Annotated in this window: 25 protein-coding genes; 20 read left to right on the forward strand and 5 right to left on the reverse strand. The window is 61.7% G+C overall.

Annotation, left to right across the window (positions count from 1 at the left end):
• The first annotated feature begins 181 nt into the window (after positions 1-181).
• From BN1233_RS37805 to BN1233_RS37830, 6 genes are all read left to right on the forward strand, one after another.
• A complete protein-coding gene (locus tag BN1233_RS37805) occupies positions 182-919 on the forward strand; it encodes a hypothetical protein (protein WP_046868827.1) in 738 nt (245 codons plus the stop codon).
• Between the two features lie 60 nt (positions 920-979).
• On the forward strand, positions 980-1,213 hold the full coding sequence (locus tag BN1233_RS37810; protein WP_046868828.1) for a hypothetical protein: 234 nt from the start codon (positions 980-982) through the stop codon (positions 1,211-1,213).
• Between the two features lie 94 nt (positions 1,214-1,307).
• Positions 1,308-1,769: a hypothetical protein gene (locus tag BN1233_RS37815; RefSeq protein WP_046868829.1), complete on the forward strand. Its 462-nt coding sequence runs from the start codon at positions 1,308-1,310 to the stop codon at positions 1,767-1,769.
• The gene (locus BN1233_RS37820; RefSeq protein ID WP_046868830.1) at positions 1,735-1,962 is read left to right on the forward strand and encodes a hypothetical protein; all 228 of its coding nucleotides are present in this window, start codon (positions 1,735-1,737) and stop codon (positions 1,960-1,962) included. Before BN1233_RS37815 ends, BN1233_RS37820 begins: the two co-directional genes overlap by 35 nt.
• 133 nt (positions 1,963-2,095) lie before the next feature.
• Positions 2,096-2,410, forward strand: a complete 315-nt coding sequence (locus tag BN1233_RS37825; RefSeq protein ID WP_046868831.1) for a hypothetical protein — start codon at positions 2,096-2,098, stop codon at positions 2,408-2,410.
• 74 nt (positions 2,411-2,484) lie between these two features.
• A complete protein-coding gene (locus BN1233_RS37830; protein WP_046868832.1) occupies positions 2,485-2,796 on the forward strand; it encodes a hypothetical protein in 312 nt (103 codons plus the stop codon).
• A 408-nt stretch (positions 2,797-3,204) separates the two neighbouring features.
• Here the strand turns inward: BN1233_RS37830 and BN1233_RS37835 are convergent, their stop codons facing one another.
• The gene (locus BN1233_RS37835) at positions 3,205-4,299 is read right to left on the reverse strand and encodes a LuxR C-terminal-related transcriptional regulator (protein ID WP_147707767.1); all 1,095 of its coding nucleotides are present in this window, start codon (positions 4,297-4,299) and stop codon (positions 3,205-3,207) included.
• Between the two features lie 27 nt (positions 4,300-4,326).
• On the opposite strand from BN1233_RS37835, the gene BN1233_RS37840 reads away from it, so the two are divergent.
• Positions 4,327-4,785 (forward strand): hypothetical protein, encoded by a 459-nt coding sequence (locus BN1233_RS37840; RefSeq protein ID WP_046868833.1) that lies wholly within the window; start codon positions 4,327-4,329, stop codon positions 4,783-4,785.
• A gap of 198 nt (positions 4,786-4,983) precedes the next feature.
• A complete protein-coding gene (locus BN1233_RS43835; protein ID WP_048710439.1) occupies positions 4,984-5,850 on the forward strand; it encodes an XF1762 family protein in 867 nt (288 codons plus the stop codon).
• Between the two features lie 133 nt (positions 5,851-5,983).
• Here BN1233_RS43835 and BN1233_RS50270 read toward each other — a convergent pair whose 3' ends face one another.
• Complete coding sequence (locus BN1233_RS50270) at positions 5,984-6,709, reverse strand: hypothetical protein (RefSeq protein WP_048710433.1); 726 nt, start codon at positions 6,707-6,709, stop codon at positions 5,984-5,986.
• Between the two features lie 19 nt (positions 6,710-6,728).
• Between BN1233_RS50270 and BN1233_RS43845 the strand changes: the two genes are divergently transcribed.
• The 6 genes from BN1233_RS43845 (at position 6,729) to BN1233_RS37870 (ending at position 10,108) form a co-directional block, all read left to right on the forward strand.
• Complete coding sequence (locus tag BN1233_RS43845; RefSeq protein ID WP_048710430.1) at positions 6,729-7,877, forward strand: AAA family ATPase; 1,149 nt, start codon at positions 6,729-6,731, stop codon at positions 7,875-7,877.
• 203 nt (positions 7,878-8,080) lie between these two features.
• A complete protein-coding gene (locus tag BN1233_RS37855; protein ID WP_046868834.1) occupies positions 8,081-8,803 on the forward strand; it encodes a hypothetical protein in 723 nt (240 codons plus the stop codon).
• Between the two features lie 53 nt (positions 8,804-8,856).
• Positions 8,857-9,129, forward strand: coding sequence for a hypothetical protein (locus tag BN1233_RS37860; RefSeq protein WP_046868835.1), 273 nt, complete (start codon positions 8,857-8,859; stop codon positions 9,127-9,129).
• Between the two features lie 78 nt (positions 9,130-9,207).
• On the forward strand, positions 9,208-9,567 hold the full coding sequence (locus tag BN1233_RS37865) for a hypothetical protein (RefSeq protein WP_048710427.1): 360 nt from the start codon (positions 9,208-9,210) through the stop codon (positions 9,565-9,567).
• A complete protein-coding gene (locus BN1233_RS47840; protein ID WP_154678340.1) occupies positions 9,560-9,736 on the forward strand; it encodes a hypothetical protein in 177 nt (58 codons plus the stop codon). The genes BN1233_RS37865 and BN1233_RS47840 overlap by 8 nt, the downstream gene beginning before the upstream one ends.
• Positions 9,737-9,865: 129 nt before the next feature.
• Positions 9,866-10,108, forward strand: a complete 243-nt coding sequence (locus BN1233_RS37870) for a hypothetical protein (RefSeq protein WP_147707769.1) — start codon at positions 9,866-9,868, stop codon at positions 10,106-10,108.
• 27 nt (positions 10,109-10,135) lie between these two features.
• Here the strand turns inward: BN1233_RS37870 and BN1233_RS48845 are convergent, their stop codons facing one another.
• Entirely contained in the window at positions 10,136-10,651 is a 516-nt protein-coding gene (locus BN1233_RS48845; protein WP_046868838.1) for a hypothetical protein, read from the reverse strand.
• Between the two features lie 746 nt (positions 10,652-11,397).
• On the opposite strand from BN1233_RS48845, the gene BN1233_RS37880 reads away from it, so the two are divergent.
• The 3 genes from BN1233_RS37880 (at position 11,398) to BN1233_RS37890 (ending at position 12,831) form a co-directional block, all read left to right on the forward strand.
• A complete protein-coding gene (locus BN1233_RS37880) occupies positions 11,398-12,075 on the forward strand; it encodes a hypothetical protein (protein WP_046868839.1) in 678 nt (225 codons plus the stop codon).
• 119 nt (positions 12,076-12,194) lie between these two features.
• Positions 12,195-12,440: a hypothetical protein gene (locus BN1233_RS37885; protein WP_046868840.1), complete on the forward strand. Its 246-nt coding sequence runs from the start codon at positions 12,195-12,197 to the stop codon at positions 12,438-12,440.
• Between the two features lie 61 nt (positions 12,441-12,501).
• Positions 12,502-12,831, forward strand: coding sequence for a hypothetical protein (locus BN1233_RS37890; protein WP_046868841.1), 330 nt, complete (start codon positions 12,502-12,504; stop codon positions 12,829-12,831).
• Between the two features lie 41 nt (positions 12,832-12,872).
• On the opposite strand, the gene BN1233_RS37895 is transcribed toward BN1233_RS37890, so the two are convergent.
• The gene (locus BN1233_RS37895) at positions 12,873-13,430 is read right to left on the reverse strand and encodes a hypothetical protein (protein WP_046868842.1); all 558 of its coding nucleotides are present in this window, start codon (positions 13,428-13,430) and stop codon (positions 12,873-12,875) included.
• A gap of 801 nt (positions 13,431-14,231) precedes the next feature.
• Here BN1233_RS37895 and BN1233_RS37900 point away from each other — a divergent pair.
• The 3 genes from BN1233_RS37900 (at position 14,232) to BN1233_RS37910 (ending at position 16,430) form a co-directional block, all read left to right on the forward strand.
• The gene (locus BN1233_RS37900; RefSeq protein WP_046868843.1) at positions 14,232-15,101 is read left to right on the forward strand and encodes an SDR family oxidoreductase; all 870 of its coding nucleotides are present in this window, start codon (positions 14,232-14,234) and stop codon (positions 15,099-15,101) included.
• 165 nt (positions 15,102-15,266) lie between these two features.
• The gene (locus tag BN1233_RS37905) at positions 15,267-15,791 is read left to right on the forward strand and encodes a hypothetical protein (RefSeq protein WP_048710422.1); all 525 of its coding nucleotides are present in this window, start codon (positions 15,267-15,269) and stop codon (positions 15,789-15,791) included.
• Positions 15,792-16,088: 297 nt separating this feature from the next.
• Positions 16,089-16,430: a hypothetical protein gene (locus BN1233_RS37910; protein ID WP_147707770.1), complete on the forward strand. Its 342-nt coding sequence runs from the start codon at positions 16,089-16,091 to the stop codon at positions 16,428-16,430.
• Positions 16,431-16,461: 31 nt separating this feature from the next.
• On the opposite strand, the gene BN1233_RS37915 is transcribed toward BN1233_RS37910, so the two are convergent.
• Complete coding sequence (locus tag BN1233_RS37915; RefSeq protein ID WP_342341695.1) at positions 16,462-16,785, reverse strand: DUF4031 domain-containing protein; 324 nt, start codon at positions 16,783-16,785, stop codon at positions 16,462-16,464.
• Between the last annotated feature and the right edge of the window lie 483 nt (positions 16,786-17,268).

Raw genomic sequence — 17,268 nt, forward strand, 5'->3', positions numbered from 1 at the left:
GTCGGGGCTCACAAGAACTGCGCATTCGAATCGGCAAATGGCCGGATTGGAATTCAAGGAAACTCATAAATCCCGAGAGGCTAATTGAAGGGCCGGCAAAGGCCGGTGCCGGTGAGATAAGGCGCTGCAAGCCTCGGACCAGCATCGCGATGTAGACGATAATTCGTGATCGGAGCAGACCATGGCCCAGACCGCTGCGCCAGGCTTGGCCTGGGATTATTATACGGCCCCAGACTTTCTGCACCAGAAAGCGTCGACGTGGGATGGGACTTGGTTCCTTGATCATCCGGACGAGGACGGCTTGGTCAGGATCGGCTTCCAGCCGTGCCTGCCCGAGGGCGTAACCCGCGACCAACTCTACAGCGCCCTGCGGCGTTGTCCGAAATCGAGCCGGGCCTACTGGCGGGCGGCGTCTCTGCTTGGCCATCACACGGCCTGCATGGGCTATTTCTCATCCTGCGGGGATGCCCAGCGCCTCTTGGCGCGTATTCTCACAATTGAGCCGGACGTCAGAGTGAGGGCAACTCTCCGGTGCGCCGGCTTTGCCCCTGGCGAGGCGCCTTCTGCTGGCGACCGGACCTCCGAATACCGGAAGTGGGTCGAGGGAGGGTGCTTCGTACTCCGACTCAGCCCGACGTCCGCTCTCCTCAGCTTTCACCCCGAAGGCTCAAAGGGCTGGATGAACCTGATGCGGCTGTTCCTGGAGCGCACGCTCCCCGGCAGCGCTGCCAGAGCTCGCTACTTTTGGCCTCCGGCGATGATGCAGAACTTCCAGGGTTTCGCCGCTGTCCTCGCCGCGGAGCTGACCGCGGATTTCATCGCCGCCGGCCGGATTACGCAGAAAGGCCGAGAGAGGACCAAGCTCCGCGAGAAGGAGCACACCAAAGCGGTTCTCATTTCGCAAGCGCAACCAGCCTAAAGGTCGATGGTCGCCTTCCGTCGCGCCCTATCCTTTTCTGTACCCCCGGAGAGATCGGCCATGTCCAAGTCCTACCGCGACCGGCGCGGCAAGCGCATCAACAAGGAGATCCGCGGCCGCGACTGTTTTGCGATCGCCGGAGAGCGGCTGATCACTCGTTGTGGCGGCGAGGCGGTCGGGAACCCTCGCGGCAAGCGCTACGCCAAGCGCCAGATCAGCCGCTTGCGCCGGCGCGTCGATGCCATTCTCACGAACGCCCTTCGCGCGGACGTGGGATCAACGCCCCAGACTTAGACGAGGGCCCCAGCAGCCGGCCCTCAATCGAATTCTCCAGAAAAATCAGAGGCACTCGCAAGACCCGAAAAACCCCAACCGAGGACATAGGACCATGGACCTTCTGACCGGCTCGCTCCCGAATGGCTCGCTGCGTTTCGAACCTTCTCAGAAGGCCACGGCCCGACGCTTCCGCGGCCGGGCCTCGGTGAGCCTTCCTGGCTCCTGCGGCTACCTCGCCGAGCGCCTGGCCGAAGCCGTTCGGTTTCGCGATCGCCTGCGTTCTCAAGGCCCGACCAAGGCCCAACTCGCCCAGGAGCACCTGGCCTTCATCCGCTCGAGCGCGCTGGCCTGCACGTCGAAGAAGGACCTGCTCGCGCAGATGAGGCGCTACGCCAGCGACGAAGTCAGCATGACACTCTCGGCGAACTCGCTCTCGTGCTCGAGAGTGACATCCAGTTCGCCTCCCGCCTTCGTGACGCCAGGGCGATCCGCGCATTCCTGCGCCGGCGCCTCGGCTAACTCCGATCCGGAACCCTACCATGCAGATCAAACGCACCTTCGGCCTGAGCTTTAGTGTCACCAACCCCGAGGCGCTGCTCACAGCAGCCGCGGAGCGTCTCGTAGAGCAGAATACCTACGACAGTGTCGATGACGCCCGCTCCGAGTTGAACGGCGATCTCGACGAAGCCGCACGCGTCCTCCTCGATCCGGGACAGCTTCCGGGGATCGAGATTTTTGATTCCAGCTGCTCGGTCGACCCGACCTAGAGTCTCCAATCCTAGCGGATTGCCCCAGCTGCGAGCCGAATGTCATTCGGCGTCCGCCCTCCAGGGCCGTTCAAGGCAAGCTCTGTTTCACTCGCCGGCAAACCTGCCGTGCCCTCCCACCAGTGCCAATTCCATGCAGACCACAACCGAGATCCCGCAACCTTGTGATCGCGCCGCCGTTGATGCCAATGGCAAAGCAATCAAGATTCAATATCGCGATGAGAACTACGGCTCGATCTTCCTTGCGGTGGCGTTTCGCTTCGGCTCGCGGGCCCATCTCACGGACGAGGAGATCGAAATGCTCAATGCCGCTGCCGAGAGCGCAGGTTTCAGCTTCAACTATCAGCGGTGCTCGTGGATTCACGAGTTCGCCCAAGACGCAGCACAGGCCACCGCAGCACTAGAATCCGCCATCAAGGAGGCCGGCTTCGACCTCGCCAATGCCTGACCCTAGAGGCCGAGGCGGGGACGCTTCCTCGGCCCTCATCTTCGTTCAACCGTTTCCGGACCAAGGTAGGAGCCATGGCGAGGCGAATTGATCCGATCAGAATCGACTTCCACGAGGAAACCGGTGCGGGCCTCTATCGCCCCGTGGCTTTTCGCTTCGGAGCGACGGCTCATCTCTCGGAATCAAAACTCTCGGATCTGCGTTTCGCCGCCCGCCGCGTGGGCTTCCAGTACGACGAGTTTCGCATGTGCTGGATCAGGAACCATGTCACGGACGAGGAAGCCCTCGTCCAGGACCTGTTCCAGACGCTCACGGCCGAGGGGTTCGAGATCCAGTCCGAATATCCCGCGATGGCCTCACACCAGCACTTCGAGAAGGCGTCGTAGCCCAAGATTACCGGCGAAGCGTGGTCCTGCGAAGCAGCGTCAATCCCACATGCCACCCATCCGTGGTCTCCGACTGTCGTAAATCGACCACGACCGGCATAACGTGTCCCTCAGAGGCCAGGTACTCGAGCCCACGGGCGCATTTATTCGGGACGCTCCCATCCTTCCGTATGGAACTCCCATAAGCGTCTGCGTGAATAGCCACATCGAATCACCTTCTGCGCGCCATTGACGTTGCGGAAGGTTCAAGGATTCCCGCTTCTTTTCCAAGAGAGCCGTGCAGGCATTTTTGGTTCTTGGAATCCTTCTATATCGGGCTTCTCTGTGAACCGGTGCCAGAACGGATCCTCTCCGGCCGATCGTGTGCCACTTGTCCGCGAGGCTCTGGCCCGCTCCAGCGCCCGCAGCTCACTCACTCAGCGAGGTTTTCCAGCCGGCCCGCCTCTCGATGCGCGGCAGATGGGCCGTCGCCCAAAGGGCGGCCTGGGTCCGGTTCTTGGCCTTGATCTTGCGGAGGATCGCCTTGACGTGGACCTTCACCGTCGCCTCGGCGATATCGCATTTCCGGGCGATCACCTTGTTGGAGTCCCCGTCCATCAGGCAGCGCAGAATAATGATCTCCCGCATCGACAGACCCTTGGGATCGCGGCGATCGACGCCGTCCCAGGGCTCCTTGGCGGGTTCCGCCTCGCTCGCCTGATCGGGTCGGCTCGCCGCGGCCTGAACTGAACTCCGCATCAGTCCGAGCACGTCCGACGGAAAGAACCGTTCCCCCAGCATCACAAGCTCGAGGGATTTCAGCAAGCTATCGCGCGGAATGCTTTTCCAAAGATACCCGTCGACACCTGCCTCGTAAGCGGCGAACACGCGGTCCAGCGCATAATCCTCGACGAAAACAACGATCCGGCCCCCCGGGTGCGTCTTCTTAAAGGCCTGGGCGTCCCGCAGCGTGGCCTCGTGATCGGCGGCCCCGTCGATCAGGAGCAATGCCGGCCGGTCTTTCAGGACGGCCATATGGGAAATCTCGTCAAAGGTCCCGGCAAGGGCCATGACCTCAAAGGGGCTCCCAAAGAGAAGATCCCGGAGGCCGGCTCTGGCAAGGGGGTTCGAATCGACCAGAAATGCTGAAACCACGCCCGTCACCGGCAACTGACCCCACGGGCCGTCGCGATGCGCCGCCGGGCTTTCACCGACCCACGATAGCTCCTTCGCCGGACGACCACCGTATCCGTGCGGATCGGGATGCCTCGCGACCTTCAGCATTGTGAACCCTTGTCCCTGACCAGTATCGACCGCTTTGAGCAACATCGCTTCGTGCAATTTGCCAGCTTGAATGTGCGGACAAAATGGCAATTCCGCAAGGCTTTTGTGTAATTTTATAGCCCAAACGCTGCAATCCGGAGGGGTGTTTGAATGCCCGGTCAAACGGATCGTCGCGCACCGGAGGACGTCGAGGCGTTCAAGCCCAGGGTCCAGAAATATAACAATCAGGTAGCAGAACAACCGTTACCCACTGAAAAATCCCAGAAAATGGACGCTTCCGACCAGATCCCGACGCCATCCTGGAGGGCTTCGGCTCAGAACGTGCCCTGGATCAGGAACGCCCTCGAGAAATTGCCATCCATCGATTCCTGGGGCGAGCTCCATCGGTCCGAGGCCTGGTTTTCGCCGTTCCACTTCAATGGGAACGCGGCCTTCGAACTCCCATTCTGCCCCCGTGATTACGTTTATTCGCCCGTCGTCGATGTCCCGACACGCCCGGAGGCCTTTGGCTACTACAAGCGCGGAGTCAAAAAGTACCGGACCATGATCCGGAAAGGCACTCCTCTCCCCCCGATCACCATCCTCTGGGCGCCCAGCCTGAGAGCGGGCCTCGGGGCCTGGGCGATCCAGGACGGCGGCCATCGCTCCATGGCCGCGGCCCAGGAAAATCTGCTCTCACAGCCCGCGGTCTTCGGCTTTCCGAGAAATCTGCTCCCAGCGGGCTGAAGCCGCCACTACGACCTGCGCGCTACGAACCGCCACCAGCCCGCCGCCGGTCGCAATCGCGGCGCCCCGAGTTTGCGGAGGCCTCCTGCCGCCTGACGCAGGGAGCGATCGATCCGGGCCGCCGATGGAACCGACTGCCAATTTCCGACGACCGATCGCCACCCGGAACTCGGAAGATATTCCCACGAGATAATTCTCATGCTGTTGACCTGTTTCGATCCACGTTGGCTGCGCCGGGAAGACGGCACCTGCAGCGAGTGCGGAGACGCCTGGCATATCGAGCTGTTCGAGGTCTACCGAGACCACACCTTCACCCTCGACGCGTGTTGTGAAGCCGTCTGCCGAGCCGCCAACGAATTGGTGATTGCCTCAAGCGACTGGCCCGAGGATGCCGTTGAACTTCTTTCCGATCTCGGGGCCGATGAGATTTTCGGCAAGAACAGCCTCCGGCGGGTTGCCGATGATCATGAGGCCATGGGCATCTTCCTGGATTATGATCCCACCATCGGCCCGATCGAACGCTCCGTGGCGATGGACTTTATTCGAAAACACCACGAGCATTGCGGCGGTCTGCCCGGCTGGCGCTTTGGCGCCGGAATTTGGAACGGCCCCACGCTCCTCGGGGTCGTGGTCGTCGGCAATGTCTCGGGTCGCGGCTTCAACGGCCGGGGATGGCTCGAAGTCCGCCGCGTCTGCCTGAACCGAAGCATTCCGCCATCCTTGCGCTGGAAGGCCTGCAGCATGCTCTATCGGTGGGCCGCCGCCGAGGCGGAACGCAGGGGATGGCTCAAGATCATCACCTATACGCTCAGCGAAGAGTCAGGGATGACCCTGCGCTATGCCCGTTGGAAACAGGTTGCGGTGCGTCGCGCCCGAGCCGGATGGAACTGCGCTGCCCGCCCCCGGACCAATCCAACGCCGCTATCCGCGAAGGTCCTCTGGGAAAAGCAGCTCAATCCCCGGCCCGAGGCCGTTGCGGCCCGGGAGGCCTCCGAAGCCGAAAAGGCCCGCCGACGCGCCGATGCCAGCTTCCGGGAGAATGCGCAATCCAGACTGGCAGCCTGATCGACCCGGGCTGGCGGACAAACGTGTCGTCACGGGAAAATCCGCGGTTGCCCCGCGGGTGTAAAAAGCCCTAGAACCGATTCAAAGAAATCCCAACCAGCTGCTCGTGGAAAATCCACCCCGGGCCAGAAATTCATTCGGGCATTTTATGAAAAAAGAAAAATTCACACGAACCACGTGGGAGTCGGGTGTTCGCCGGTGGCTGTCGCGAAATGCCCGCCGAATTGCGCTCGGGGGTTTTCTCGTCATCATGGCGGGAATTTCGGCCTTTTATAATTTCCCGCAGCTGCGCGCCGCGGCCGTATCTCCGGTTCAGGTCAGTGGCGAGGCTCTGTCCTACGACGTCCTCAAGAACGACCTCGCCGCCGGCAAGGTCGCGCGCGCCTCGCTGATCAAAAATTCCGAGGACCGCTGGATCTCGGCGGTCGTGACCTACAAGGACGGCCGGATCGAATGGGTTTCGATCCCCGGCACGCCGGAATTCGCCAACGTTCCCGAAGGCTTCATCACGAACGCTTTCCAGTCCCATGACGTCCCGGTCACGACGGTTGCATCGAAGGGCGAGAAAGGGCTTGCCGGCCAGTTCTTCAGCTTCCTCCTGGGGTTCGGTGTCCTGATTGGTGTCGGCCTGATCCTGTGCGTGGTGTTCATGCAGATGAAGGAAGTCGGTCGCGCGACCATGGGCATGAACGGCTCCAGAAAGAAGAGCACCGTCCGCTTTGCCGACGTGGCCGGCATCGACGAGGCCAAGAACGACCTCGTCGAGATCGTCGAGTTCATCAAAAACCCCGACCGGTTCGAGGTCACCGGAGCGCGTCCGCCGCGGTGTTCTCCTCGCCGGCCCTCCGGGAACCGGCAAGACCCTGCTCGCCAAAGCCGTGGCGGGCGAGTCGAATGCCTCGTTCCTCGCGTTCTCGCCGAACGATTTCTCGAGCCCCTACATCGGGCTCGGGCGCATGAAGGTCAAAAGCGCCTTTGCGGCGGCCCGGGAACAGGCACCGTCGATCCTCTTCATCGACGAGATCGACACCCTGACGCGCAAACGCGGCACGGATCATCGCGAATACGACGCGATTCTCAACGAGGTCCTCGTCCAGATGGACGGCTTCGACGGCCGGGAGGGCGTGATCGTGATTGGGGCGACCAACCGGGTCGACACCATGGATCCGGCCATTCTCCGCCCGGGGCGCTTCGACCGCATCGTCAATGTCAGCCTGCCCGATGTCGAGGGACGCGCCCGGATCCTGCAGGTCCATACGCAGGACTTGCCGCTGTCCGACGAGGTGGATCTCGAGGCGATCTCCCGGCGCACGATCGGCTATTCCGGCGCCCAGCTCGAAAACCTCGCCAATGAGGCCGCGCTCGCGGCGGCTCGCGGCCACCGCGAGTTGATCAACAACGAGGACTTCGAAGCCGCCCTCGACAAGCTCATGCTCGGCGCCCGTCGGGAGTCTCTCATCCTGACCGAGGACGAGAAGCAGACGGTCATCGTGCATGAGGCCGGGCACGCCTTCTGCGCGGCCCTGCTGCCGGAGTCCGATCCGATCGAGCGCGTTACGATCCTGCCCCATGGTCAGGCGCTGGGCGCCGTCGTCCGGGCTCCCGAGAAGGATCGGGTCTTCGCGTCGCTGGCCCGGCTCAAGGCCGATATCATCGTCGCGATGGCGGGCCGGGCCGCCGAGCACATCGTGTTCGGACCCGACCGGGTGACCAATGGCGCTGCGGCCGACATTCAACACGCGTCGACGATCGCGATGCACATGATCTGCAACTGGGGCATGTCCGAAAACTTCGGCATCGTTGCGGTTCCTCCCGACCCGAAGGATCGTGAGGTCCAGCGCGAGATCGCCAGGATCAACAGGGAGGCCTTCGATCAGGCCGTGACGATGATCCAGACCCGGCGCTCTGCATTCGACCGCCTGGTCCGCACCCTGGAAGAGCGCGAGACGCTTGGGCGCGGCGACGTCGAGCGGATCATCAAGGTCAGCGACATTCAGTACGACGTTCCCCTGATGGCCGCCGAGTAGCCGCATCAGCAATACAAGCATCTTCGGATCGGCGACCCCGCCAGTCCGAGGTGATTACCCCCCGAAAGACGGCGCTTCGCGAGAGGCGCCGTTTTTCGTTGTGTCCGTGCGTTGCGCTCCGATTCCCAGGCTCAGGCAACGCCGGCGATCCGGACTGCCTCTCATCACAGTCCTCCCCTTCATCCTACACACGGATCTCATCCATGCGCACTCAACTCGAAGAAGCCTTCGGCTTCACCCCAGGTCAGCTCGTTCGGATGCTCGTCGAAACGACGGGATCAGACGAGCACGGTGAGGAAAAGACATTCCCGCCCGGCGCCATCGGAATCATCGACTCGATTCAGGACTTCGGGGGCGAGCAAGGCATCGCCTTCACGATCGGGATCGAGGGCCAGATCACCAACGTCTTCGACCAGGGCGACGGGATGCCCAAGACAGTGTTCTTCGAGCCCCTCGGGCTGGAGGCCCACAAGATCTTCGATGTCGAGACCTACATCGAGGCTGCGGCCCAACACGGCAATGACAGCGACCCCGATCATGAGGTCGGCGATCTGCAGGGCCTTCTTCGGGCTGCCTTCGCGAAGCTGAGTCACGAGCAGGTCCTTGAGCTCTTCTTCCGAGGCCCAGAACGTCCTGATCTCCGGCAACATGATCGAGAGCTTCGATCCCTCCAGGAGCCGGGACGACACGTGAACTGGGACGACCCGACGGCTCGCGCCGAACTCATCGAGCGGGTCGGGCCCGACCGATACAACGACGCGCTCCGGGCTCATCTCGAGAGCGTCACGGTCGTGACCGTCGCCGGTCACGCCATCCGCCCGGCCAACACCCGGTTCGGACGGCTTTTTGTCGTAGGGACGACCGGCAGGGCCTTCTCGAAGCAATCAGACGCCGAGGACTTCGCCCGGCAACACCCTGCCGCATAACGCGGCTCCGGTCCCAGGCAACCTGCCGGACCGGATTCTTGAGGCAATCAGCTATGGCAACTCTCACACTCTCATCCAACAAGGCCGAGCGCGATTCCGGCGGCCAGACGATCGGGATCCATTACGACGGTGGCAGAACCTCACCTCTCCCGCCCGAGAGGCAGGAGATCCGCACCGCCGCTGACGCCCAAGCGGCCTTTTCGGCCTATGCCGAGAAGGTCAAAGCGACCGGCAAGCCAGCCTGTGTGAGTGCAATCCTCGCACGCGGCCATCGCGCTCCGTCGGGGTTCCGCAAGCTCAAACTCACCGAATTCGTGAACGTCTGAGCCGTCGTTCACCGCTCCCCCTGAGGGCATTGCTTCATGTTTGAACTGCAAATCCGTCGAACCAAATCCGAAGGCTTTATGGCCCTTCTCTACGGAGACACCGATGTCGGCCACGTCGTGTCGAGCGACACCCGTGGCAGGTCCTCGCGGTGGGCCGCTGTCGTCAACGGGCTCCCCGAATGCAAGGCCTACGGGCCCAGCGCTTCGCAGGCCGTCAGAAATCTCACGGCCCATGCCCATACGACCGGGGTCGAGCGCCATGTGCGCCAGCTGCGCCTGGCAGCCACCGCGGCCATCATGCTCGAAGCGCTCAAAGCGGCCGAAGCCACTCTTGCGGAAACGCTCGGAGATACTCGGGGCCGGGATGTCTCCGATCACCCTGCCCTTCGGAAAATCCGCGCCGCGATCCACCAGGCCGAGGAGCAAACTCATGGCTAACATGGCTCGCAAGGAAGCGCCCGGCGACTACTGGATCGGCATGTACAACGTCGTGCGGGTCGGGCGCATCTGGATCGCCTACAACCGGGGCTGCGCCGTTGCGAAATACCCGACCCTCAGACAGGCCCATCTTTCCCTGACGGGCGAGCCGATGAGCGACGAAATATAGCCCAGACCGGCTTTCCTGCGGACAGGTCCCAAGCTCTCCTGAGGCCGGCTCGACCTTCTAATGCTTCATCGGTTCGGCTATCGTGCGCGGGACAGATTGCATCTCCCCAAAGACAAGGAAAGCCGATCCGTGGCTTTATCCGAGACGACCGTTATTTCCTCGGGCGACGCCGACGACGGCGGAGCCGTTTTCACGGTTGTCGGCCCCAACGCCAACAATCCTCTCCTCCTCTCCGTCTCGGTCGAGGAGGGAGAAATCACGACGTATCTTTCGCCGGACACGATCCGCGAGCTCGTCGACGCACTCGAGCCGTTTGCGACGCCTCGAAGCGCGGACTATGTCGAGAAGCCCCGTCGAGGACGCTTTCACTAGTGCATCCTCGACCAGGACAATGGCCTGTCAGCGGTTGGACGCGGCGGCCGCGGCGCGGGCCTCCAGAGCGCGACGGGAAAACTCCTTGGCGCTGAGTTGCGTGCTGGACGTTCCCTTTGCCGCTCGCTTGCTCGGGGGCCGACCACGGCCTCGTTTTGGAACCTCTTTCGTCCCTGACTTCGGCTGCTTCGCTGCAGGCTTTTTTGCCGGCTCCTTCGCTGCAGCCTTCTTTGCGGCAGGCTTAACCGCCGATTGAGCGGCAGCAGGCATCTCAGTTGCGGGTTCAGCAGTCGGCGTTGCCGCTGCCTTCTCGGCGGCCTCTCGTTCGGCCTGCCAATTGGCCGCGATGTCTGAGGCGGTCAGAAAGGACTCGCGCGCCGCCTCTTCGACGGCTTCCAGGATCCGGATCGACTGGAAGGGCCCCGGCGTGCTCTTCACGGCAATTACCCGCTGAAGGCGACTATCCACCTTCATGAACAACCCAGTCGCGGGATCGTGGACCTGATAAATCCCAGGCTGGCCACCGCCCTTGCCCGCTGCCATCACAGGCCTCCTGTAAAGAGAATTCACACCAGATTTTTACGTTAGCCCATCCGGACCGCAACGGAAAAGCGCTCGAGAACAGCGGGTTCCGTCAATAATCCGTTTTTCCCACGACCACCGGTTAATGTTCCTGATGCGTTCCGTTCTGGCTCACTGAGCGCAGGCGATCTCCGGCCCATCAACTCGGAATGACGGGCTCAGCGATGGCGAATCACGCGAACTAATCCGGAGATCGGCGCGACGTTTCTGAGAAGGCATCTCCTGACTTCTCAGGGATTTTGGAAATTTTCCAGGCTAATCCGCTACTAACTTGGGCCTGGTTCCACCGGAACTGCTCGTGGGCGAGGCTAATCCCAAAGTTGCACGGGCCCAGAAATAGCGCCCATTCTCTCAGTAATTCCTTCAAAACCGCTCAGAACCCTTTCTTGCGTGTGAGCGCCGTCTTGCAAAGCCTTTTCTTGGATCAAAATCCTGCCGTTGAGGCGGATCCGGGCGGCAAGTCGGATCGGTTGCCGGATTCCTGCCGGCAACGCTTTTGGCTCCCACGGTGGCTCCGGTTGAAGACAACAGGTCGATTGCGAACGAAAGCCGCTCCCGTCTCTCCAACGTGCATGAATTCTGGAGGGCGACTGCTTGTCCACTGGTGGTTCACCAAAAACATGCGGTCGAATCGGCACTACGTTAACAGCGCTCGTTGCTCGCACAGTCAGACGTGATAGGCTGAATATCCTAGCGGATATATTCCTATGCACGTCAATTACACGATCTTGATCCTCGATTCCTCGGCGCCCTACAGCGCGATCTTCCAGAGGGCCGTTGCCGCCCGTGCTGTTTTGAGCGGACGTGCAAGCACTGCTCAAATCGCCTCTCTTTTGGAGCACGGCTATTTCTTTATCGCGGACGCCGAGTCGCTTGAGATCGACGACGTTCCGCCAGAGGGCATCCTTGATCCAGCGACCGAGATCGAGGCGCTCGCGGATATTCAAGACCTCCGCCATCCAGCGATCTATGTCAATCGAAGCACCGGCGCGATGTATCTGACCAATGCCTCGTGTCAGTGGGCGAGAGCGATTGCCGTTGGGAATATCATCTCGGCCCTCGCGAGTGGCTCGCTTCATCCTCCGGCCGCCAACGACCAAACCCTCGGCCCGCCCGTCGATGAGGGCACGCGCAACATCGCCTCCTACATCATCGGACACGCTGTCCCGAGCCTCGAGAACCAGGCGCAGGAATGCGTACTTCTCGGACAGCCCGTCGAGGTGAGCCGAAGCGAGATGGTCACCATGCTCCTGATGTCTGTTGCCCTGGCTTTCCACCAGCGGACCGAGATCGAAAACGGAACGATCCGGTCCGACCAGGCCATCATGCCGAGCGACGTGCTGCGCTGTATCCGGATCGCCAAGCCCCTGTCGGTCGCGTCCTAGTCAGCCAGCTGGTTTAGCCCTCGGCCTGAGCCCCGGTCCCCACGCCGGGGCTTTTTGCTGTCTGGAATCCATTGTGCCCCTGCCGGCCACCTGTACCCGAATCCCATTTGGAGAACAAAATGCTCGATTCCCTCACACCGAGCGATATCCGGGACGCCGGATACGAGATCGTCAAAGACGATGAGACTGATGCCTACCGCTTCCGCGCCCGCCTCTTCGTCGAAGACAGCGGCCTCTGCGATACGCCGGAACAGGCTGCGAAAGCCTGCCGGATCGCGCTCGGCCTCGAGCACAGGGTCCGACTATCGCCCGCGGTCACGGCCGGGACCATCCGCGGTGTCCGGTTCTTCCCTCAGTTCCATTGATGCGTTCCCGCCGGCGACGCGCTGATCGTCTCCCAGACTTCCCTATTTTCGAGGAAACACCATGACCACCAATTGTGAGCGGGCCGAACAGGCCCTCGAACCGCTCAGGCTCTTTCACGGCCTCACCCGCACCAAGCCCCTCGACCTCTCCCGCAAGGAGGAGGTCGCGGACCTGATTGCCGACCTCATTTGCGACCTGGGACATTTTGCGGACCAGCACGACCTCGATGTCGTTGCGATCCTGGAGGACGCGGCTGGCATGTGGCACGCCGAAAAACATGATCCCGATGAAGAGCCCGATGCCAATGATGTCGCGTCGCTCACCATCGTACGCGACCCTCGGAACGCGAAGGAAATCGAGCGCACCAAGGAGAGACCCGCTGCCGGGTAACGACCTGCCGTGGGCAGGCTCCAGCAACGTCCGGATAGGACCTAGCGGCCGGTGATCCTGAGCTCGAGGCCTGCCATGAGGTTCGGGCTTGTCTCCAGCGCGAAACGGGAGCCGATCTTCACACTGAGAACGGACCGAAAGCGCGACGAGGCTGTATTCAGAATCTTTCGGGTTTTGATTTCGGGAACGATCGCCGCATCCCAGGTCATTGCGACAGCGTCGAAGCTCATCTGCGGCGCCAGAGCGGCCTTTGCGCTGAAGGAGCCGGAACGCATCAGGGGCATGTCGATCGAACTGGCCACGGTCTGCGAGAGGCCTCGTTGGCTAACACCAGCCGCCCCGTCGGCAGAGAGCCCGAATCCGATCGAGCCAGGTTCATCGCGGTGGTGTTTCCATTCGTAGCGCCAGTTCACGTCCGACCCGAGCGCACTCTCGAGACCGGGTGCCCGATTCACCTGCATACCGACTTTCAAGCCGGCGTCGCGCCACGGTCGCACCCTGACCCCAAGCGCCTTCTCCTCGGAAGCCTTTTCGGCCACGGTAAGAGCGGATGCCCCCGATCGCGGAGCTGCAAGGCCGTGCCCCCAGACATCGGTCACGAGTTCGTTCCTCGCTGCCGGTTGCCGAGGGTTACGCCGAAACAAGCGTGCGTGCTCGTCGACATCGAACCCGTGTTCGTTCTGAAGTGGATCTGCAACAGCCTGGTCCGCACCCAGACCGAAAGGGATCCCTGCTATCGCGAGCGACGCAAAAAGCACGAGACGGCGCAAGAACCTCCGCTGCGGCCGGATGACGTCTCCGGATGAGAGACGCGCTCCACGCCTCGGGGATCGGGAACAAGAAAAAAATATAGGCACAAAATCGGCTCCGCTCGAAGGCAATGAGCAGTTCGGTGTCGGCCGCTAAGTAAATCCCACGAATCTGGGACTACGAGCGGCCGACGAGGATCAGGAAGCGAGTTCGGATGCTGATGTCGCCAAATGCAGCGAAGGAACCTCCGCCTCAGCAACCGCCTCCTCACTCCCGCTCGACCAGAGTGGCGCGAGGACAATTGCCCAGATCATCGAAAATGCAATGCAAGCTGCCAAAAAATGAGCACGGCGGAAAATCAAATTGGTTGGCGGCTGCCGTAGCCAGTTACGCGGCATTACTCCTCCTATGCCTCGGCCTCAATGCCGTGACGGTGAGGCGCAGATTAACACGACATGAACGACGGGGAATTGGGCTCTGCGTCGCATGTCCACATTTCCTGCCCGAGCCACACTGACAGTACGCGAAGGTTGAACAAGCTCAGTTCGCGTCCCCACCCCTCTCCCATGACTCAATGCGAGAGAATTTGGGAGCCAATCCAGAATGGGACGACCCTTTACGTTAGGCGACGATAGTCACACATTCACACCATGGGACCGGCGCCTTCCAGCAGCCTCAAGACGGCCGTCGTCACCGGCGCAAGCTCCGGTATTGGCCTGGTCGTCGCGCGTGAGCTCGCCCGGCGTGGTTTCCGTGTCATCGGTCTCGGCCGCAGTCCTGGGCGCTCGAAGGCCGCGCTCGCGGAGATCCGCCGCGCTGCACCTACGGCCCAGGTGGACTTTGTTCGGGCCGATCTTGCCGTCATGTCCGAGGTCAGGCGGGCTGCTACCGAGATCACGGCACTGACCGACCGGGTCGATGTCCTCATCAACAACGCAGGTGCTGTCATCAAAGAGCGTCGCGTCACACCTGACGGTTACGAGGCAACCTTCGCCGGCAACCACCTAGGCCCCTTTCTTCTCACTCAGTGTCTGATGCCGCTCCTCCGGGCCGCTGTAGCCGCGACCGGTGAAGCCAGGGTCGTGAATACCGCCTCGGGAGCCCACCAGATGGTCCGCGACATGGCCTGGGACGACCTTCAGCTTGAGAAAAACTACGGCTCGTGGACGGCTTATGCCCAGTCGAAGCTCGCCAACATCCTCTTCACCCGTGAACTCGCCAGACGCGAGCGTGAGAACGGGATCAGGGTGAATGCCGTGCACCCAGGGGTTGTGGATACCAACTTCCCGTCCGGCGGCGGATTGCTCACGACGATCGGCTGGCTTGTTGCCAGGCCGTTTGCAAAAACACCGGAGCAAGGCGCCGATTCGATTCTATGGCTCGCGACCGAAGCCCCTGCGGATCTTACCGGTGGTTATCTTGAGCAGCGCCAACCCGCTCGGATAACAAAAGCCGCCCAAAGCGCTGAAGGCGCACGGCGGCTTTGGGAACTCAGTGAGCGGATGACGAGCGTACGCTAGCCCCGATTTCGGCTTGCCAATATTCCGAGGTTTCGTCACAAGCAAATTTGTGCTGTCGTTTGAAATCCGACCTAATACTTCGATTTGGCGATAGACCGTTCGTTGACGGGCACCCCGGAGACCTTCTAGCCGACCCCGATCCAACACCCGCCGGATGTGCTGATTATGGCTCGACGCTATCAATACGAGCGGATCACCGCTCGCCAACTCTCCAGCGCTTTTAACTCCCTCGGGATCGAGTCGGTTGACCAGTTCTGCCGACTCTCCGGGGTTGGCGAGCGCACCGTACGACGCTGGCTCGAGGGTGCGGAGGATATCCCTCACTACGTCGTGGTCCTCGTAACGCTGCTCGACATGCCGGGAGCGATGCAGAAGGCTTGTGCCGTTACGGAAGCCAGGATTCAGGATCCCGGTGTAACCGCATGCAAATACCAGCACGAGCGGTTAACGCGCCGTCAGTTCTCCCAGGCTTTGAGGGACCTCAATCTCACCATGCGCAAGTTCAGCCGGCTCTCCGGAGCTGGCGAGCGCTCGGTCGACCGCTGGCTCAGGGGCGAGTGTGATATCCCGCATTACGTCACCTTGTTCTGTACGCTCCTAAGAATGCCGGGGGCTATGGAGAAGGCCCGTGCCGTCACGGAACTGCTGGTCATCCGGGAGTCCGACGAGGAGCCCAAGAAGGCTGCTTAACGACTACTGTTCTGGAACCCTGCTCGGCGGCGTCGCGCAGGGCCTGGGTGCTCGCCACAGGGGCGCATGCTCGCTTTGCATCACCCACTTTGAGCTATCGACTGAGCCAGACGGCGATCTATCGTCCAGCTTGAAGCTTGCTGCGTAGGCCCAAACCCGACCGGAGTTCGTATGAGTTGCCGTGTGTTGTTGTCTGCTGAGTTCCACGGGTCAATCGATGCCTGGACCGAACATCTATGCCTTGAGACCCTGCCTGACGGGCGCATCGAGATCTCGAGTCGGTCCGCGGAGCTTCTCATGAGCCCCGACTGGGCCGACGGGGAGGTCGTCTGGCCGGAGGGATATGATCCGGAGAGCGACGACAGTTCCGATGTGCTGCCATTGACCGTCGGCGGCAAGGCCGTAGCCGGACGCGACGGCGATTACATCGTCGGCGAGGACCTGCGTCCACATAGCGACGACTCGATCGCCCGCTTCAGCCTGGGACAGATCACTGATGCTTTCTCTTGGCTGCAGGGTTACGGCTGGACGACCAAGCCCGGCTTTGCCGACGCATGGGCACTGATCCAAGGGGCCTTCTCAATATCGCGAGTAAGGCCCAGAACGGCGCGAGCACAGAGAGCGCCCGGGTCCTATTAGCAGATCTCCAGGAGTTCCACGCCGTTACCGGCTACTCGCGTGAGCTGCTGGCCGCCCGAGAGGGCCGGCACAAGTGCGGCACCGTTGCACGCAGGTGGCGCATGATCTCGACCGTGCGCCGGCGGTCAATCTCGATTGCTCCGGCCGCGATCGCCATCTCGCGCCGGAATTGGGGGAGGTCGTAATGGGGAACAGGATCGGTCTGAAACCACTCCCGCTTCATGCCGATCCGTCGTGCCATCTCATGGAGCTCGTCGAGCGATGGACTAAGCATGTGGCACATGCGCATCCTCCCAAGAGGATTTTTCTGATTGTCGACGTAAACCGGCATCATGCCCCCGTTCTGCGGTCTCATGCCCGCGAAGGGGCTGCCGTGCTATTATATCGTCTGGTCCCCGGCCTCGAAAAGATCGAAGTGAATATCTCGTTCAGCTCCGCGCCCGCATGCTGATCCTCGGGTGCGCCACCCGAGACGCGGGACAGCGATATACCGAGCAAAGCACATCTCCTTGCCAGGGCATCTGGGGTCGGAAATTCCCCATAGTCTCCCCCGAGCCGGAGCCCGACCTCTCCATTGCTACGGAATGCCTGTAGAAAATACGTTGCGAGGCCGGGATCCCACCCAACGATGGCACTCTGATCGATAAATCCCTCATAAACGGCTGTGACAGCAAATCTGGACATCAGAAAAGCCCTCAAAGACGGCCCATTGAAGTAGAAAATTCAGCGGGAGGCAAGATCCTGTATCGCAGCCCCAATCCGGGCAAATGAAATGCGAATCCCCCCGCCGGGATCACGGCGCCGCGGCCGAGCTTTCGCCGGCTGCCCTGATGGTCCG

It is taken from the genome of Microvirga massiliensis, assembly GCF_001006805.1.
Lineage (GTDB): Bacteria > Pseudomonadota > Alphaproteobacteria > Rhizobiales > Beijerinckiaceae > Microvirga > Microvirga massiliensis.

Coding starts and splice junctions, on each gene's coding strand:
- BN1233_RS37855 (WP_046868834.1), top strand. CDS start 8,081: ATGCGCACTCAACTCGAAGAAGCCTTCGGCTTCACCCCAGGTCAGCTC.
- BN1233_RS37820 (WP_046868830.1), top strand. CDS start 1,735: ATGCAGATCAAACGCACCTTCGGCCTGAGCTTTAGTGTCACCAACCCC.
- BN1233_RS43835 (WP_048710439.1), top strand. CDS start 4,984: ATGCTGTTGACCTGTTTCGATCCACGTTGGCTGCGCCGGGAAGACGGC.
- BN1233_RS37815 (WP_046868829.1), top strand. CDS start 1,308: ATGGACCTTCTGACCGGCTCGCTCCCGAATGGCTCGCTGCGTTTCGAA.
- BN1233_RS37830 (WP_046868832.1), top strand. CDS start 2,485: ATGGCGAGGCGAATTGATCCGATCAGAATCGACTTCCACGAGGAAACC.
- BN1233_RS37880 (WP_046868839.1), top strand. CDS start 11,398: ATGCACGTCAATTACACGATCTTGATCCTCGATTCCTCGGCGCCCTAC.
- BN1233_RS47840 (WP_154678340.1), top strand. CDS start 9,560: ATGGCTAACATGGCTCGCAAGGAAGCGCCCGGCGACTACTGGATCGGC.
- BN1233_RS37890 (WP_046868841.1), top strand. CDS start 12,502: ATGACCACCAATTGTGAGCGGGCCGAACAGGCCCTCGAACCGCTCAGG.
- BN1233_RS37810 (WP_046868828.1), top strand. CDS start 980: ATGTCCAAGTCCTACCGCGACCGGCGCGGCAAGCGCATCAACAAGGAG.
- BN1233_RS37900 (WP_046868843.1), top strand. CDS start 14,232: ATGGGACCGGCGCCTTCCAGCAGCCTCAAGACGGCCGTCGTCACCGGC.
- BN1233_RS37840 (WP_046868833.1), top strand. CDS start 4,327: ATGGACGCTTCCGACCAGATCCCGACGCCATCCTGGAGGGCTTCGGCT.
- BN1233_RS37910 (WP_147707770.1), top strand. CDS start 16,089: ATGAGCCCCGACTGGGCCGACGGGGAGGTCGTCTGGCCGGAGGGATAT.
- BN1233_RS37825 (WP_046868831.1), top strand. CDS start 2,096: ATGCAGACCACAACCGAGATCCCGCAACCTTGTGATCGCGCCGCCGTT.
- BN1233_RS48845 (WP_046868838.1), bottom strand. CDS start 10,651: ATGGCAGCGGGCAAGGGCGGTGGCCAGCCTGGGATTTATCAGGTCCAC.
- BN1233_RS37860 (WP_046868835.1), top strand. CDS start 8,857: ATGGCAACTCTCACACTCTCATCCAACAAGGCCGAGCGCGATTCCGGC.
- BN1233_RS37915 (WP_342341695.1), bottom strand. CDS start 16,785: ATGAGACCGCAGAACGGGGGCATGATGCCGGTTTACGTCGACAATCAG.
- BN1233_RS37865 (WP_048710427.1), top strand. CDS start 9,208: ATGGCCCTTCTCTACGGAGACACCGATGTCGGCCACGTCGTGTCGAGC.
- BN1233_RS37805 (WP_046868827.1), top strand. CDS start 182: ATGGCCCAGACCGCTGCGCCAGGCTTGGCCTGGGATTATTATACGGCC.
- BN1233_RS37885 (WP_046868840.1), top strand. CDS start 12,195: ATGCTCGATTCCCTCACACCGAGCGATATCCGGGACGCCGGATACGAG.
- BN1233_RS37905 (WP_048710422.1), top strand. CDS start 15,267: ATGGCTCGACGCTATCAATACGAGCGGATCACCGCTCGCCAACTCTCC.